1 protein-coding gene (cut by a window edge) is annotated in these 19686 nt (G+C 69.8%); it reads left to right on the plus strand.

The annotated features are described in order from the left end of the window. On the plus strand, positions 1–19686 hold the 5' portion of the coding sequence (locus AAFP30_RS17400; RefSeq protein ID WP_419231221.1) for a non-ribosomal peptide synthase/polyketide synthase. Its footprint extends 14607 nt past the window's final position; only the first 19686 of its 34293 coding nucleotides appear in the window; the start codon lies at positions 1–3; the stop codon falls past the right edge of the window.

Below are 19686 nucleotides of genomic sequence, written 5' to 3' on the forward strand. Positions count from 1 at the left end.
ATGACCGCGGGGGTGCTCGCGGCGCAGGGGCTCGGCACCGATGCTGCGGTGGCCGCGACGGTGACGGGTCTGCTCACCGCTCCCGGTCGCAGCCCGGCCGAGACCGCCACGCTGACGCAGGACTGCGTCGAAGCCATCCGTGCGGCCGCCGCGGCAGTCCTGGGTACCGACGACTGGGCGAGTCTGCCCGGAGTGTTCCGTTCGTCGGCGCACCGCTTCCCCGACCGGGTCGCGGTGACCGATCTCGCGGGCACCTCGCTGACCTATCGGGAACTCGATGAGCGGTCGGATCGGATCGCCGCCGGCCTCATCGCCGCGGGCGCGGGCCCGGAAGGCCTTGTGGGAGTTGCCCTCGAGCGCACTGCCGAGCTGATCGTCGCCCTGCTGGGCGTGCTGAAATCCGGAGCGGCCTACCTGCCGCTGGACCGCTCGCATCCCGTCGAGCGACTGCACTCGATCGTCACCGACGCCGAGCCGGTGCGGGTGATCGCCGATGCCGAGACCGCGCAGATCTGGCAGGAGAGCTTCGACGTACCGCTGTGCACCGTCGACGAGATCGGATCCGACGACGGTCACGAACGCATTCCCGCCGTCGTCGACCCGCGTCATCCGGCATACGTCATGTACACGTCCGGATCCACCGGTAAGCCCAAGGGCGTCGTCGTCCCGCACGACGGTCTGATCCATCTGATGTCGGCCATGGAGCAGATGTACGACCTGTCCGACCAGGACGTGTGGGCGATGTTCCAGTCCTACGCCTTCGACGTGTCGGTGGCCGAGATCTGGGTGTCGCTGCTCTTCGGTGGCCGCCTGGTGGTGCTGGACTTCTTCACCACGCGTTCTCCCGGCGACTTCCTCGAGGTGGTCAACCGGGAGCAGATCACCTTTGTGAACATGACCCCGTCGGCGTTCTACCAGCTGGCGGCGGCCCTGCGGCCCCCGGCCCTCGGCCGGCTCGCGGGCTCCCTGCGCTACCTGGTGCTGATGGGTGAAGCGCTGGACTTCGAACAGGTCCGACGCTGGTACGACGAGCGCGCCGAGTTCGACGGCGGTGCCGGGCCCGAGTTGAACAACATGTACGGGCCCACCGAGGTGACCGTCTACTCCACCCGCCGGGATCTGACGGTCGAATTCGTCGCGGGCACCGCGGCCTCCGATATCGGGGGCGCGCTCCCCGGACTGGTCGCCCACGTGCTCGATCGCCGTCTGGCGCCGGTGCCCGAGGGGGTACCCGGCGAGCTGTATCTCGCGGGCCCGCAGGTCACGCGCGGTTACCTGGGCCGTCCGGAACTGAACGCGACGCGGTTCGTCGCGAACCCGTTCGTGCCGGGGTCCCGGATGTACCGCACCGGCGACGTTGCGATCATCCGTGGCGACGGGCTGGAGTACCTGGGCCGTAGCGACGCGCAGGTCAAGCTGCGCGGGTTCCGCATCGAGCTCGGTGAGGTGGAAGCGGCGCTGATGGCCGCGCCGGGTGTGCACGCGGCGGCTGCGGCGATCAAGCAACGCGACAACAGCATGCACCACCTCGTCGGATACGTGACCGGTGCCGACGCCGACGGCGGTGAACTCGACACCGCCGCGGTGCGCACCGCGGTGGCCCGACATGTGCCGGACTACATGGTGCCCGACGTCATCATGGTCCTCGACCAACTGCCGCTGAACGTCAACGGCAAGCTCGACCGTGCGGCGCTGCCGCTGCCGGTGCTCACCGGCACCGACGAATTCGTGGAGCCGGCAACCGATCTCGAACGCAGGCTGGCCGAGGTGTTCGCCGAGCTGCTGGGTCTCGAGCGGGTCGGCGTCACCGAATCGGTGTTCAACATGGGCGGCAACTCACTGGTCGCGGCGCAGATCGCGGCGCGCGCCGGTGAGGTCCTCGGCTTGCAGGTCGGGGTACGCGACATCTTCGAGTGTCCCTCAGTGCGGGGGTTGGCCGACCGCATCGGCGACCGCGTCCACATCGAACGTCCCGAGCTGGCCGTCCTCGAGCGGCCCGACGTCATCCCGCTTTCCTATGCGCAGCAACGTCTCTGGTTCCTCGCTGAACTCGAGCCGGAGAGCGCCGTCTACAACATCCCGCTCGTCATGCGGTTCTCCGGCGTGCTCGAGCCCGACCATCTCGCCGCCGCGCTCATCGACGTGATCGGCCGGCACGAGGCGTTGCGCACCAGGTTCCCGACCATCGACGGGGTGCCCGGGCAGGTGGTGTGCGACCTGGAGCAGTCGCCGCCGGATGTGCTCGTCAACCCACCCGTGCAGGTGGCCGCCGACGACGTGGAGGCCGAGGTCGACGCGCTCGTCCGCGCGCCGTTCGATCTGCATTCCGCACCGCCGCTGCGGGTTCGGTTGCTGCAGTTGTCCGATACCGAGTACGTCCTGGTCTACGTGGTGCACCACGTCATCGCCGACGGTGCCTCGCTCACGCCGCTGGCCCGCGACGTGATGGTCGCCTATCACGCCCGATTCGGCGGCGGGCAGCCGGATTTCGGCAAGCTCCCCGTGCAGTACGTGGACTACACCCTCTGGCAACGGTCGGTGCTCGGCGACCCGGGAACCCCAAAATCGATTGCCGGACAACAGCTCTCGATGTGGAAGCAGACGCTCGCCGGTGCGCCGGAACTGCTGGACCTGCCACTGGATCACGTGCGTCCGCGGGTGCAGACCAAGCGGTCGCTGCGCCACACCTTCACCGTGGGATCGGGGTTGGTGGCCGAGCTCGAAGAGGTTGCGCGACACCACGAGGTCTCACTCTTCATGCTGCTGCACGGCCTCTGGCTGGTGGTTTTCAACCGAATCACCGGCAGCGGCGACATCAGCATCGGCACCCCCTTCGCCGGGCGCGGTGAACGCGCGCTCGACGACCTGGTGGGCATGTTCGTCAACACCCTGGTGCTGCGCACCGAGTTCGACGCCGACATCGCCTTCGACGACCTGCTACGGCTCGTGCGGGACCGCGACCTGTCCGCGATGTCCAACGCCGACGTGCCGTTCGAGATGGTGGTGGACGCACTCGAGGTAACGCGCACCAGTTCCCACGCGCCGCTGTTCCAGGTTGCCCTGGCACTGCAGGACGCTGACGTCGCGCAGCTCGAATTGCCTGGTGTGGCAGTGGAATTCGTTGAGCAGACGCGTGCGCTCACCGATTACGACCTCAACATCACGTTCGTGCAGGGGCTGTCCGGCGAACAGTCGGGGAACGACTATCTCTCGGGCACCATCGATTTCGCGGCGGATCTGTTCGAGTCCGGCACTGTCGCCCGGTTCGCCGAGTATTTCGAGCATGTGGCACGGCAGGCGGTGGACCATCCCGGCCGCAGCGTGCGGGACTTCGAGATCCTCGAAGCCGAGCACCGGCAGGCGCTGGTGGTCGCCGGGACGCAGGCCGCCGATCCGCTGACCCTGGCCGAGATGTTCGCCCGGGCCGCCGTCGACCGCGATCGGGTTGCGGTGGTCTGCGGTGAGGTCGAACTGACCTACGGGGTGCTCGATGCTGCGTCGAATCGATTGGCGCGCACCCTGATCGACCGGGGTGTCGGCCCCGAGCAGGTGGTGGTGAGTGCCTTCGCGCGCGGGGCGGTCGGGCAGATCGTGCTCTGGGCCATCGCCAAGACCGGTGCGGTGTACTGCCCGATCGATCCGAAGTATCCGGCCGAGCGGGTCGCCGCCATCGTCGAGGACTCGCGTGCCCGGCTGGGTGTGGTGTCGGCGGCGGATGCGGCGGCGATGCCCGATGGCGTCGGGTGGATCGTGCTGGACCCCGACCCGGCCGCGTTGACCGGTGATGACCGGCCGATCGGGCCCGTCGAGACGCGAGGCGTCCTGACGCCGGACTCGGCCGCCTACCTGATCTTCACCTCGGGTTCCACCGGCCGGCCCAAGGGGGTGGTCGTCACCCATCGCGCGGTGGCCAACGTGGCGGTCCTCGCCGCGCGCCGATACGGCCTCGACGCCGATTCCCGGATGCTCGCGGTCAGCTCACCGGGCTTCGACGCGTCGGTGTTCGAGTTCCTCCTCGCCTACGGCAACGCGGCGACCCTGGTGGTGTCACCACCGGAGACCTTCGGCGGCCCGGACCTGGGCCGGTTGCTCGCCGACCAGCGGGTGACCCATGCGGTCATCGTGCCGAGTGTTCTCGCGTCGGTGCCGGAACTGCCGGACGGGGTGCTGCCGGTGCTGATGACGGCCGGCGAGGCGCTCCCGTCGGCGGAGGTTGCGCGGCGCACCACCGACGCCGGCCGGGTGATGTTCAACCTGTACGGGCCCTCAGAGACGACGATCATCGCGACGTCGACCCGCGAACTCGACCCGGAAGAACCCGTGCACATCGGGTCGCCGGTCGAGGGGATCGTCACCGTGGTCCTCGACGAGCAGCTGCGGCCGGCGCCGGTGGGTGTCGTGGGCGAGCTGTATCTGGCCGGACCACCGCTGGCGCGCGGCTACGCCGACCAGCCGGCGCTCACCGCGGAGCGATTTGTCGCGAACCCGTTTGGTGTGACGGGTGAACGGATGTATCGCACCGGCGATCTGGTGCGGTGGACCGCCGACATGGAGTTGGAGTATGTCGGCCGAACGGACTTCCAGGTCAAGATTCGCGGGTTGCGCATCGAACTCGGTGAGGTCGAGGCGGCGCTGCGGGAACTCGACGAGATCGGCGCGGCCGTGGTCGTCGGTGTGCCGACGCCCACCGGTGATCGGCTGTGCGGCTACGTCACCGCTGCGTACGGCGCCGACGTGGAGCCGGCCCGGGTGATCGCGGCCCTCGGCCGGGCCCTGCCGTCGTACATGGTGCCGGACGCCGTTGTCGTGCTGGACCGGATTCCACTCAACCAGACGGGCAAGGTCGATCGAAAAGCACTGCCGCAGCCGGATTTTCGGTCGTCGGCGGCCCGGTATGTCGCACCTGCCGACGATGCCGAGCGGCGGATCGCGGCGGTCTTCGCGTCGGTGCTGGGCACCGACGAGATCAGCGTGGTCGAGTCGTTCTTCGATCTGGGCGGAAACTCGCTGTCGGCAACACGTCTGGCCGCGCGGGTGGGCGAGGCGCTGGACGCCGATGTCACCGTCCGCATGGTGTTCGAGGCGCCGAGCGTTCGGGAACTCGGGGCCCGGGTCCGGGCCGGTGCGGGTGGGCTGGCGCCGATCGTGGCGCGCGTACGGCCCGACCGCATCCCGCTGTCCTTTGCGCAGCAACGGATGTGGTTCATCAACCGGTTCGACGTCGCGTCGGCGGCCTACAACCTGCCCGCGGCCTTGCGCGTCACCGGCGACCTGGATCTCGACGCACTGCGGGTCGCCACCGACGACCTCCTCGGTCGGCACGAGATGCTGCGCACCGTGTTCCCGGCCTACGACGGCGAGCCGTACCAGCTGGTGGTGTCGCCCGACGCGGCGGCGGCACGTCTGGACTTCGCGGTCGTCGCGGACCAGTCGGACGTGATCGACGCGGCCACGGCCGGATTCGACGTCACCATCGATCTGCCGATCCGGGTCCGGGTCCTGACCGAGGCACCTGGACGGCACGTGCTGCTCGCGGTCATCCACCACATCGCCGGCGACGGGGAGTCGATCGGCCCGCTGGTGCGTGATCTCGTCATCGCCTACGAAGCACGACGACGGGGGAGTGCACCGGACTTCGTACCGCTGCCGGTGCAGTTCGCCGATTTCGCGCTCTGGCAGCGTGACGTCCTCGGTGAGGTAACCGACTCCGGATCGGTGGTGGGATCCCAACTGGCCTACTGGGAGGGCCAGCTGGCCGGACTGCCCGACGTCATCGAGTTGCCGACCGACCGGCCACGCCGGCCGGTGGCCTCGTTGCGCGGCGCCGCCGTCGACTTCACCGTGCCGCCGTCGGTGGCCGGAGGACTCGCCGATCTCGCGCGCGCCCGCGGCGCCACCGAGTTCATGGTCGTGCACGCCGCCCTCGCCGTCCTGCTGTCGCGGCTGGCCAACTCGGACGACGTCGCGATCTCGACGCCCATCGCCGGCCGTGGACGCGAGGTCCTCGACGACATCATCGGCATGTTCGTCAACACCTTGGTACTGCGAACGACGCTGGACGCCGACCGCACCTTCGACGCGCTGCTCGACGACGTCCGTACCACCGACCTCGAGGCGTTCGCGCACGCCGACGTCCCGTTCGAGTACCTCGTCGAGCGCATCGACCCGGTCCGATCGGAGGCGTTCGCGCCGCTGAGCCAGGTGATGCTGTCCTTCGATCAGCACGACTTCGGCCTGACCGGTGCCACGGGAGTGGACACGGTCGCCGAGCTCGACGGCCTGCGCCTCGAGCCGGTGAACCCCGGGACCGACTCGGCGAAGGTCGATCTCACGGTCAGCGTGGGCACCGCCACCGCCGACGGATCGTGGCGGGCCCAGATCGTCTACGCCACCGATATCTTCGACGAGCCGACGGTCACCGTGATCGCAGCGATGTTCGTGCAGGTCCTCGAGCAGGTGGTCCGGCGTCCCGATGCCGCGATCGCCGACATCGCGTTGCTCGACAACGACCGCCGGACCGCAGTCCTCGCCGAATCGGTCGGCGAATCACGTTCCCTCGCAGTCGAGACCATTCCGGATGTGCTCGCGGCGGGGTCGGCGATCGCGCCGGATGCCACCGCAATGATCTTTGCCGGGCGGCAGGTCACGCATCGTGAACTCGCCGACCGGGTCGCCGCGCTGGCGCGCACGCTGATCGGCCGGGGCGTGGGCCCGGATGTGGCGGTGGGCGTGTGCATTCCACGATCGGTGGACATGATGGTCGCGATCCACGCGATCGTCACCGCGGGCGGCCAGTACGTGCCCATCGACACCGCCGCACCCGCCGATCGGGTGCGGTACATGGTCAGCACCGCCGGTGCCGAACTCGTCCTCGTCGGCCCGGACCCGGTGCCCGACGCGGTTGCGGACTGCGGGGCCGACATCGTCGTGGTCGACACCGCCGGACCGGTCGTCGGCGACACCCGCCCGGTCGGCGACGCCGATCGCCGGGGTGCGCTGCGTGCGGATCACGCCGCCTACACGATCTTCACGTCCGGCTCGACCGGACGGCCGAAGGGCGTGACGCTGAGCCACGCGGCGGTGGTCAACCGCCTGTGGTGGGGCCTGCATCAGATGCCCATCGACGCGTCGGACCTGGTGGTGCTCAAGACGCCCTACACCTTCGACTGCTCGGTACCGGAGATCTTTGCGCCGTTCATGATCGGCGCAAAGCTGTTGGTACTCAAGGCCGACGGACACCTCGACCCGGTGTACATCGCCGAGACGGTGCGCGCCGAACGCGCGACGATGATCCACTTCGTGCCGTCGATGCTGTCGGTGTTCCTCGATCTCGCCGGGGCGGAGCGGTTGGCGGCACTGGATTCGGTGCGCTTCATCGGTACCACCGGTGAGGCGCTGCCGCCGGCGATCGCCGCTCAGGCCCTCGAGTCCATTCCCGGGGCGGACCTCTACAACTTGTACGGCCCGACCGAGGCCGCGGTGGAGATCACCTACCGGCACGTGGAACACGCGGCCGGCGTCCTCAACGTCCCCATCGGCGAGCCGGTCTGGAACTCCACCGCGTACGTACTCGATACCCGGTTGCGTCCCGTTCCGGACGGGGTGGTGGGCGAGCTCTACGTCGGCGGCGTGCAGTTGGCGCGAGGCTACGCCGCGCGTCCGGACCTGACCGCGGAACGATTCGTCGCCGACCCGTTCGGAGCTCCGGGAAACCGGTTGTACCGCACCGGAGACCTGGTGCGGCGGACTTCGTCGGGCGCTCTGGAATACCTGGGTCGCACCGACTTCCAGGTGAAGCTGCGCGGGCAGCGCATCGAACTCGGCGAGATCGAGGCGGTGCTGGCCGGCGCGCCGGGGGTGGTGCATGCCGCCGCAACCGTGATCGCCGCCGCCGGTGGGGAGCACCTCGTCGGTTATGTGGCCCCCGGCCCGGGCGAGACGCTCGACCTCGACGCGGTGAAGGCCGCCGTGGCAGTGGCCCTGCCGGAGTACATGCGGCCGGGCGCGTGGCTGGTGCTCGACGAGGTGCCACTGAACTCGGCGGGCAAGCTGGACCGGAAAGCGTTGCCGGAACCCGTTTTCGCGTCCGCGGTGTACGTCGCGCCGGAGACCGACACCGAGCAGCGGATCGCCGCGGTGTTCGCCGACGTGCTCGGTATCGAGACCGTCAGCGTGACCGAGTCCTTCTTCGATCTCGGCGGTAACTCGTTGTCGGCCACCCGGTTGGCCGCTCGTGTCTCCGAGGCCCTCGACGCCGACGTCTCCGTGCGCGCCGTGTTCGAGGCGCCGTCGGTACGTGAGCTCGTGGTGGCCGCCGGCGCCGCGGGCGCCATCGTGGCACCACTGACGGCCGGCGAACGGCCCGATCACCTCCCGCTGTCGTTTGCGCAGCAGCGCATGTGGATCATCAACCAGCTCGACCCGTCGGCGGCGGTGTACAACATCCCGCTGTGGGCCGAGGTCGCCGGCGACCTCGACATCGACGCGCTGCGTGCGGCATTCGACGACGTGCTCGAGCGCCACGAGGTGCTGCGCACCGTGTTCCCGTCGGTGGACGCCGTGCCGGAGCAGCGGGTGATCGACCTCGACGACGCGCGTGCACGTCTCGATTTCGCCGTCGCGTCCCGTGTCGCCGAACTCGAGCAGGCCGCGACTGTCGGCTTCGACGTGACCACCGACCTGCCGGTGCGGGTACGCGTGATGGCCGACCCGGACCGCGCGGATCAGCACCTGTTGCTCGTCGTCGTCCACCACATCGCCGGCGACGGCGAGTCGATGCGGCCACTGCTCGGTGACGCGCTGGTCGCCTATGCGGCCCGCCACGCCGGGGACACACCCCGCTTCGCTCCACTCCCGGTGCAGTACGCCGACTTCGCGCTGTGGCAGCGTGCGGTGCTCGGAGACGCCGCGGATCCCGACTCGGCGTTCTCCGCGCAGGTCGGGTACTGGACGTCGCAACTGGCCTCGCTGCCCGACGAACTCGAGCTGCCCACCGACCGGCCCCGTCCCGCGGTGGCGTCGATGCAAGGCGCCACAACGGATTTCGTGATCGACGGCGAGATCGTCGAACGCCTGCGGCAGGTCGCCGCGACACATCGGGCGACGCTGTTCATGGTCGCCCACGCCGGACTCGCGGCCGTGCTGTCGCGACTGTCGGGCACCACCGACATCAGTATCGGCAGCCCGATCGCGGGTCGCGGCCAGACCGGTATCGAGAACCTGGTCGGCATGTTCGTCAACACGCTCGTCCTCCGCACACACGTAGATCCCGCGGCGTCGTTCGGTGACCTGCTCGACGACGTGCGGGCTACCGACATCGCCGCCTACGCCAACGCCGACGTGCCGTTCGAGCAACTCGTCGACATCGTGTCACCGCAGGTGTCCGACGACATTCCGCCGCTCACCCAGGTCTATCTGACCGTCGACGAGCAGCCCGCGCCCGAGGATGTCCGGCTCGGCGGCCTGGTCCTCACCCCGCGTAACGCCACCGACCACTTCGCCAAGGTCGATCTCACCGTCACGTTGAGCGCACGTGCGGACGGCGGATTCGACGGACGCATTGTCTACGCCACCGATCTGTTCGACCCTGCGACCGTCGAGGCGTTCACCGATCGTTTCGGCCGGGTGCTGCGCGCGGTGGCGCAGGTAACCAGCGACCCGGCCTCGGCCGCCGCGCCGGTCGGCGACATCGACCTCCTGTCGGCGGACGAGCGCACCGCCCTCGTCCCAGTGGGTGGCGCCGACGCCACCGAACCGATCCTGCTGGCCGACATGTTCGCCGCCGCCGTCGTCGCGCGACCGGACCACACGGCCGTGGTCGCCGACGGCCGCCGGGCGACCTACCGCGAACTCGACCTTGCGTCCAACCGCCTCGCCCACGTCCTGCAAGCGCGTGGCATCACCACGGAATCGCTGGTGGCGCTGGCACTTCCGCGGTCGATCGAATTGCTCACCGCGATCTGGGCGGTCGCCAAGACCGGTGGCGGCTACGTCCCGATCGACCCCCACTACCCGGCCGAGCGCGTCGCCGCGATGGTCGAGGACTCTGGAGCGTGTCTCGGGCTCGCGTTCGGCGATGGTGCCGAGCACCTCGGACACGATTTCGACTGGCTCCTCATCGACGGCGCGGAACACCTCGAGGCGCTCGCTCAAGCGCCGCAACACCCGATCCGGCAGGAGGATCGCGCGCCGGTCCGCATCGACAACACCGCCTACGTCATCTACACCTCCGGTTCCACCGGTCGGCCCAAGGGCGTCGCCGTGTCCCACCGGGGTCTGGCCAACTTCGCCGCCGAGGAGGTGCGTCGGCTCGGCGTCACCGAGGACGCGCGCGTTCTCGGGTTCGCGTCACCGAGTTTCGACGCGTCGGTGCTGGAATACCTGATGGCGACCCGGGTGGTCGGCACGCTCGTGTACCGCCCGGCCGATGCAGCCGCCTTCGACCCGCTCGAGCGGTTCATGCGCGACGAGCAGATCACCCACACCTTCCTCACGCCGACGGTGCTGGCGTCGCTGGATCCCGCCCGGCTGCCCTCGTTGCGGGCGCTGATGGCCGGTGGCGAGGCGGTGCCGCAGAAGCTGAAGGACGGGTGGGCGCCGCACACCGACATCCACAATCTGTACGGCCCCACCGAGACCACCATCGGTGTCACCCTCAGTGCACCGATGCCCGTCGGACCCCGGGTCACGATCGGCGGTCCCATCGACGGCGTGCACCTGCTGGTCCTCGACGACCGGCTGCATCCGGTTCCGGTGGGGGTGGTCGGCGAACTCTACATCGGCGGCGTCGGCCTGTCCCGCGGCTATCTCGACCGGGTCGGCCTCACCGCGGAGCGCTTTGTTGCCAATCCGTATGCGGCCGTTGGTGATCGGATGTACCGCACCGGCGACGTGGTGCGGTGGACGCGCGACCACACCGGCGCGCTCACCATTGACTACGCCGGCCGCAGCGACGATCAGGTGAAGCTGCGCGGCCTGCGGATCGAACTCGGCGAGATCGAGGCTGAACTCGAACGGCACCCGCTGGTCGAGCAGGCCGTGGTGATCGGCGTCGGCGGGTCGGTGGCCACGGCACTCGCGGCCTACGTCGTCGCGGGCGACACGGTGAGTACCACCGAGCTCCGCGACCACTTGGCGCAGCGTGTGCCCGCCCACATGGTGCCCGCATCGATCATGATGCTCGATGCGCTGCCCCTGACGCCGGTTGGCAAACTGGACAAGCGCGCGCTGCCGGAACCGGAGTTGTCCTCCGACGACGATTTCGTGGCGCCCGCCACCGCCACCGAGGAGCAGATCGCCGGGCTCATCGCCGGCCTGCTCGGGCGTGATCGGGTCGGTGCCACCGAGTCGTTCTTCGCGCTCGGCGGTGACTCGATCATGTCGATCCAGTTGTCGTCGTTGCTGCGGGCCGCCGACATCGCGATCCGGCCGCGTGACATCTTCGAACGCAAGACGGTCCGTGCCCTTGCCGAACTGGCCGATCAGGCGCAGCAGGCTCAGCTGGACGAACTTCCGGGCGGCCCGACCGGGCCGGTCGAGCTGTTGCCGATCGCGCGTTGGATGCTCGACCGCTCCGACGGTCCGGCCGATTTCGCCGATTTCGCCCAGGCGATGGTGGTCAGCATCCCGACCGCGACGCCGGTGGCCGACGTGCAGACCGTGCTGGCCGCGGTGGTCGCGGCACATCCGATGCTCTCGGCCCGGCTGAGCTTCTCCGGCACCGCGATTCCCGAGCTGATCGCCGGCGGCGACTTCGATCCGGCGGCGGCCGTGCAGCAGCGTCTCGCCTCGGGGCGGCCCGGCAGCGCCGAGTTCGACGCCGATGTGCTGGCCGCTCACGCCGAGGCGCTGTCGCAGCTCGACCCGACGACCGGCGCGATGGTCCGCTGTATCGGACTGTGGCCCGCCGATCACCCGACGGCACGTCTGGTGATCGCCATCCACCACCTGGTCGTCGACGCGGTGTCGTGGCAGACGGTCGTCGGCGATCTGATCGCCGCGGGCGCACAACACGCACGCGGCGAGGCGATCTCGCTCCGGGGCGAGGGCACGTCCATGCGACGGTGGGCGGCCGCGGTCGACGAACTCGCCGAATCGCGGCGCGTCGAGACCGAGCTCTGGGACCGGATGCTCCCGGCCGCGCCGAACCGACTGTTCGGCCCGCTCGATGCGGCTCGTGAACACGATCTGCGGCCGCTGGTGACTCGCGTGCGGTCCGCGGTGTCCGAGCAGGTGCTCGTCGACCTTCCGGCCGCTTTCCGCGCCCGCGTCGACGATGTGCTGTTGGCCGCGCTGGCACTGGCGTCGTCGCGGCTGCGGTCCGATGCAGCCGACGCCGCGCCGGCGACGGGCCCGTCGTTCTCGGTGCTGGTCGAGGGACACGGCCGCGAGGAACAGGTGGCACCCGGCGCCGACCTGGCGCGCACGGTCGGCTGGTTCACCTCGATCACGCCCATCACCTTCCCGGTCCCCGAGATCACCGACGCACGGTCTCTCGTGGACCTGGTCAAGGCGGTCAAGGAAACAGTTGCGGCCCTGCCGGACAAGGGAATCGGATTCGGCACGCAGCGCTACGGGGCGTCCGGGTCGTCGCTGGCCGATCGGCCCCTGCCCGAGATCACCCTGAACTACCTCGGCAATGTCGCGCAGGCCGGACCCGAGGGGAGCGGTGCCGACGATTCGGTGGCGTTCGCCCCGGCGCCGGAACGCTACCTGCTGCCCGGCTCGATCCGCGGCGACATGCGCGCCGCCGGTGTGCTCAACGCCAACATCTCGACGGTCGCGACCCCAGACGGGCGCGAGCTCGAGGTCTCCTGGTCATATCTGCCGGATGCGCTCGGCGACGACGAGATACGCACGCTGGCAAATGGTTTCGAACAGGCGCTGGACGAGATCGCCCGGGCCGTCGCGACGGTCGGGGACGTCGGGGCATCGCCGTCGGACTTTGCAGCGACCGGACTGACCCAACCCGAGATCGACCGGCTCGAGCGCGAGTTCCCGGGCGCGCAACTCTGGCCACTGGCCGTGCTGCAGAAGGGCCTGTTCTTCCAGTCGCAGCTGGCCGACGCCACCGCCGACGGTGTGGACGTCTATGTTGCACAGGCGATCATCGGTCTCGCCGGACCGCTCGACATCGATCGGCTCGCGGCCGCTGCCGACACCGTGGTCAATCACCACGCCGCGCTGCGGGCCGGGTTCCTGCAGACCAGCGAGGGCACCTCCGTCTCGGTCGTACCCGACCGCGTGTCCACCCCGTTCCGGACCGTCGACCTGTCGGGTCTCGACGCCACCGCGGCCGATGCGCGGTGCGCCGAGATCGTCACCGAGGAGGAACAGTTCCCGTTCGATCTCGCGGCGCCGCCGCTGGTCCGGTTCGTGCTGGTGCTGCTGCCGGGTGAGCGCCGGCGCCTGATCATCACCAACCATCACATCGTCCTCGACGGATGGTCGGCGCCACTGGTGCTCGCCGACCTGGTGTCGGTGTACCGGACCGGCGCCACCGTGACCGATCAGGGCGCGACCCCGGCCGAGTTCGACGACTACCTCGAATGGCTTGCGCAGCAAGATGATCGGTCCGGAATCGGTGTGTGGCGCGAGGTGCTGGCCGAGGTCGAACAGCCCACCCTCGTCGGTCGCGGCGCGGCCCCGTCGGCCGCGGCGCCGCCCGTCACCGAACAGGCCCGGGTCGGGTCCGAGCTCGCGTCCGACCTCACCCGCTATGCACGCGAGCACGAGGTCACCGTCGCGGAGATCCTGCAGGCCGCGTGGGCTGTACTGCTGTCGCGGATCACCGGGGTCACCACGGTGAGCTTCGGTGAGACCGTCTCCGGACGTCCCGCCGCCCTCGAGGGTGCCGAGCGCACCGTCGGTTTGTTCATCAACACGATCCCGGTCGTGGTCGATGTCGAGCCGACCCGGCGGGTGACCGACATGCTGGCCGGGTTGCACGAGACCAAGCTGAAGGTGATCGATCACCAGCATCTCGGGTTGGCGGAGATCCTCTCGGCCACCGGGCATTCGGCACTGTTCGACACCCTCACGGTGTACGAGTCCTATCCGATCGGTCCGGCCGAGGCGGTGGCCGCCGGCGACTCTGATTCCGGGATGCGGGTCGACGAGGTCGTCATGTCGGATGCGACCCACTACCCGCTGGCGATGGGTATCTCGCCGGTGCCCGACGACCTCACGCTGAGTTTCACCTATCTGCCGGATCAGATCCCGGCCGCGAGTGTCGCTGTCTATCAGGACGCCTACCGGCACATCCTGGCCCAGATCGTGTCCGCGCCGCCGTCGGGTCGCGTCGGCGATCTGACACTGCTCGACGGGGCCGCCACCGGCCGCGTGCTGGCACAGTCGCGGGGCCCGGAGATCACCGCCGCGCCTGCGTTGCTGCCGGACCTCGTCGCACGCCAGGTGCAGGCGACGCCGTCCGCGGTGGCGCTCGTCGAAGGGGAGCGGACGGTCGACTACGCCGAGTTCGGGGCGCGGGTGGCGTCCCTGGCCCGTGAGCTGATCGCCCGTGGCGTCGGCCCGGAAACCGCAGTCGCCATTGCGATTCCGCGCTCGATCGAACTCGTCGTCGCGGTCCACGCGGTAGTCGCGGCGGGTGGACACTGGGTGCCGCTCGACATCGACGCGCCCGCCGAGCGGATCGGCTACATGGTCGACACCTCGGGCGCTCGACTCATCCTTACCGGACCGAAGGAACCCGCGACCTCGATTGCCGACGCCGGCGTGGACTGCCTGGCGGTGGACTGTTCGACGCCGCACCCCGGCGCCGTGCCGCCGGTCGGCGATGTCGAACGCCGCGCGCCGTTGCGTCCGGAGAACGCCGTGTACACCCTGTTCACCTCCGGCTCGACGGGGCGCCCCAAGGGCGTCACCGTGTCACACGGGGCGATCGTCAACCGGATCGGGATCGGCGCCGACACCGTCGGCCGGACGTCCGACGACGTCGGCCTGCTGAAGAATCCGGTCATCTTCGACGTCGCGGTGCTCGAACTGTTCGAGTCGTTCATGGCCGGGGCTCGACTGGTGATCGCCGAGGAGGGCGGCCACCGCGATCCGCAATACCTTGCGCGGCTGATGATCGACGAGCGGGTCACCATCGCCGATTTCGTGCCGTCGATGCTCGGTGTCCTGCTCGATGTCATGACGCCAGACGACCTGGCACGCCTGCACCTGCGCGTCGTCCTGGTGGGTGGCGAGTCGCTGACGCCCGCACTGGCCCGCCGGTTTACCGCCGCGCTGCCGTCGACCGTGCTGCAGAACCAGTACGGTCCGACGGAGGCCACCGTCGACGTCACCTATCACCAGGTCACCGCCGCCGACGCCACGGTCGTCCCGATCGGTCTCCCGATCTGGAACTCGATTGCCCTGGTTCTTGATTCGAGATTGCGACCGGTGCCGACGGGTCTGGTGGGAGAACTCTATCTCGGAGGGGCGCCGCTCGCCCGCGGATATGCGCGGCGCGGTGACCTGACGGCCGATCGATTCGTCGCCGACCCGTATGGTGCGCCGGGAGCGCGGCTGTACCGGACCGGCGACATGGCCCGGTGGAATACCGACGGTGAACTGGAATACCTGGGGCGCACCGATTTCCAGGTGAAACTGCGCGGGCAGCGGATCGAGTTGGGGGAGATCGAGACCGCACTGGTCCAGGCGCCCGGCGTGGCGCACGCCGCCGCGGCCGTGGTGTTGGTCGCCGGCGCACAACATCTCGTCGGCTACCTGTCGGGCGCCGCGGGGCCGGTGGACCTCGACGCCGTCGTCGCCGATGCCGCGCAACGTTTGCCCGACTTCATGCGGCCGACCTCATGGGTGGTGCTCGACGAGATGCCGCTGACCGCGGCGGACAAGATCGACCGAAATGCTTTGCCAGAGCCGACTTTCACCGCAACCGACTATGTCGCGCCGGTCGGTGAGATCGAGTCGGCCATTGCGCAGGTAGTGGCCGAGGTGCTCGACGTCGAGCAGGTCGGCGCCACCGACTCGTTCTTCGCCCTCGGCGGCAACTCGTTGTCGGCCGCCCGGCTCGCCGCCCGGCTGTCGACGGCGCTGGCCGCCGACGTGTCGGTGCGGATGGTGTTCGACGCGTCCTCGGTTCGCGAACTCGCCCGACGAGTCGACGCCGGATCCGCCGTCGGACTGCCGCCGATCGTCGCGCGCGAACGGCCCGAGCGGATTCCGCTCTCCTTCGCCCAGCGGCGCATGTGGTTCATCAACCGATACGACCCGTCATCGGCCGCATACAACATCGTCGCGGCGATGCGCCTGCGCGGCCGGCTCGACACCTCGGCACTGCGCGCCGCCGTCGAGGACGTGGTGACCCGTCACGAGGTGCTGCGCACTACCTATCCGGTCGTCGACGACGAGCCGGGGCAGCAGATCTGGCCCGCGGCCGATGCCATCGACCGGATGGACTGGGTCGACGTCACCGATCTCGACGCGATGATGGCCGCCGCCGCAACCGGTTTCGACGTGACGACCGATCTGCCCCTGCGGGTCCGGTTGCTCGCCGAGGACGCTGACACCCATGTGCTGCTCGTCGTGCTCCACCACATCGCCGGTGACGGCGAGTCCATCCGGCCGTTGGTCGCGGATGTGGCGGTGTCCTATGAGGCCCGGCGCCGGGGGATCGGTGTCGCGCTGCGGCCGTTGCCCCTGCAGTTCGCCGATGTGGCGCTATGGCAACGCGACGTGCTCGGTTCGGCCGACGACCCCGAGTCCGTTCTCGGCGGTCAGCTGCGCTACTGGCGCGATCAGTTGGCGGGGCTGCCCGATGTCGTCGAACTGCCCACCGACCGGCCGCGGCCGCCGGCGGCGTCGATGGCGGGTGCCGCGTTCCGGTTCGATCTGCCGGCCGCGCTCGCCGGGCGCGTCGTGGCGGGCGCCCGGCAACGGGACATGACCCCGTTCATGGTACTGCAGGCCGCCGTGAGTGTGTTGCTGGCCCGGCTGGCCGCGACCGACGACGTCGCCGTCGCCACCCCGGTCGCCGGCCGTGGCCGTGAAGAGCTCGACGACATGGTCGGCATGTTCGTCAACACCCTGGTGCTACGGACCGCGGTCGACCCGACCGCGGCGTTCGCCGATGTCCTCGACCAGGTCCGCACCACCACGCTGGATGCGTTCGCACATGCCGACGTGCCGTTCGAATACCTGGTGGAGGCACTGAATCCGTCGCGATCCACCGCCTTCGCACCGTTGGCCCAGGTGATGCTCAACGTCCTCGACGACGATGGCGACGCCGGGATCGACCTGCCCGACCTGCGGATCGAACCGGTGGATGCCGGGGAACGCCCCAGCCAGCTCGACCTCACGGTGGAGATCCTGCGGTCACGGGAGTCCGGCTCGGGCTGGCGGGGCTCCATTCGCTACGCCACCGATCTCTTCGACGAGTCGTCGGCCGCCGTCTTCGCGGCGCGTCTGAGCCGCACCCTCGAGGCGCTCGTCGTCGACCCGGGCATGGTCATCGGCGACGCGCCGATCCTGACCGAGATCGACGACGTCCGTGAATGGGCGATCGGCCGGGCGCTCGACGTGCCCGCCGACACCGTGCCCGGCCTGCTGGCCCGGGTGCCGGTGGCCGATCGCGCCCGACCTGCGATGATCACCGACGACGACCAGTGGACCCACGGCGAGTTCGACGTGCTCGTCCGGGCCACCGCCCGCATGCTGATCGCCGCCGGCGTCGGTCCGGATCGCCCGGTCGCCGTGTGCATGCCGCGGTCGCCGGAGCTGTTGATCGCCGCGCACGCCATCATGCACGCGGGCGGCACCTACCTCCCGATCGATCCGGATGCACCGGCCGAGCGGATCGCGTACATGCTGGCGACGGCCGGCACCGCACTGGTTCTCGTGCAACAGGGTTCGGTGCCTTCATCGCTTACGGCGGCGCTCTCCGACGGTGCGATCCGCCAGATCGCGATCGAGGCGTCACATCCGGATCCGGCACCGGTACCGCCCATCGCCGCCGCCGAACGGCTCGCGCCCCTGCACGGTGAACACGCGTCGCACATGTTTTTCACCTCCGGCTCCACCGGCCGGCCCAAGGGCGTCACCGTGTCCCACGGCGCCCTGACCAATCAGCTCGCCTATGACGTCGACGCGCACGGCGCGCACTACGACGTGACCCTGCAGGTGATCGCACCGACCTTCGACCCCTCGCTACTCGAGGTGTTCCGGCCTTCGTTGACCGGATCGACGGTGGTGATCGCCCGCTCGCGCGGACAGGCCGACCCGGCGTACCTGGCCGAGCTCATCCGGCGGCACCGCGTGCGGATGGCGACGATGGTGCCGTCGGTGCTGTCGCTGTTCGTCGACGTCCTCGACGAAGACACCCTGCGCGGGCTGACCTCGCTGGAGACCATCCAGACCGGCGGCGAGGCGGTGCCGCCCGCACTGGTGCGCAAGACCGCCCACCGGCTGCCGCGGGTGCAGTTGCACAACCAGTACGGGCCCACGGAGACAGCGATTTTCGCGACCCACGCACTGGTGACACCGACCGATGGCGTGACACCCATCGGCCGGCCGGTGGCCAACACCACCACCCACGTACTCGACCAGCGGCTGCATCCGGTCCCCGTCGGCGTGGCCGGCGAACTCTACCTCGGCGGTGTGCAGGTGGCCCGCGGATACGAGGGGCGTCCGGACCTTACGGCGGAGCGTTTCGTCGCCGACCCGTACGGCGCACCCGGTGCGCGTCTCTACCGCACCGGCGACCTGGTGCGGTGGAACCGCGCCGGACAGATCGAGTACCTGGGCCGTACGGACTTCCAGGTGAAGATCCGCGGCCAGCGCATCGAGCTCGGCGAGATCGAGGCGGTGATCGGTGACGCCACCGGTGTCGTCCATGCCGCCGCGGCGGTGCGCGACGGGGTCGCGGGCCAGCAACTCGTCGGCTACGTCGCCGGTGCCGACACCTCGGCGATCGACCTGGACGAGATCAGACATCTTGTTGCGCAGTCGCTTCCGGAGTACATGCGACCGGCTGCATGGGTGGTGCTCGACGAGATGCCGCTGAGCAGCGCGGGCAAGATCGACCGCAGATCGCTGCCGGCGCCCGTCCTCGAGGCCGCCGACGTCGTCGCACCGACGACCGACACCGAGCAGACGATCGCCGCGGTGTTCGCCGACGTGCTCGGCGGTGACGCCGTCAGCGTGACGGAATCGTTCTTCGATCTCGGTGGCAACTCCCTGTCCGCCACCCGCCTCGCCGCGCGGGTCGGCGAAGCGCTCTCCGCCGACGTCCCGGTGCGAGCCGTCTTCGAGGCGCCCTCGGTCCGCGAACTCGCGGCGCAGATCAGCGTGGGCAGCGTTGATGTCGCGCCGATCGTGCCGCGCCCGCGGCCGACGCACGTCCCGCTGTCGTTCGCGCAGCAGCGCATGTGGTTCATCAACCGCTACGACGCGTCGTCGCCGGCGTACAACATTCCGGCAGCGCTCGAACTGGCCGGTGACCTCGACGTCGCGGCGCTGCGTCGCGCGGTCGCCGATGTGGTTGCCCGGCACGAGATCCTGCGCACCACCTTCCCCGCCGACACCGATGGTCAGCCGTTCCAGTCGATCCATCCGGCCACCGCGATCGACGAGCGGCTCGACTGGCAGACCGTCGACTCCGCCGACGCCGCCGTGGCGGCCGCGAGCACCGGATTCGACATCACCCACGACTGGCCGTTGCGGATC

Origin of the sequence: Gordonia sp. CPCC 205515, from assembly GCF_048537925.1 — a bacterium.
GTDB lineage: Bacteria > Actinomycetota > Actinomycetes > Mycobacteriales > Mycobacteriaceae > Gordonia.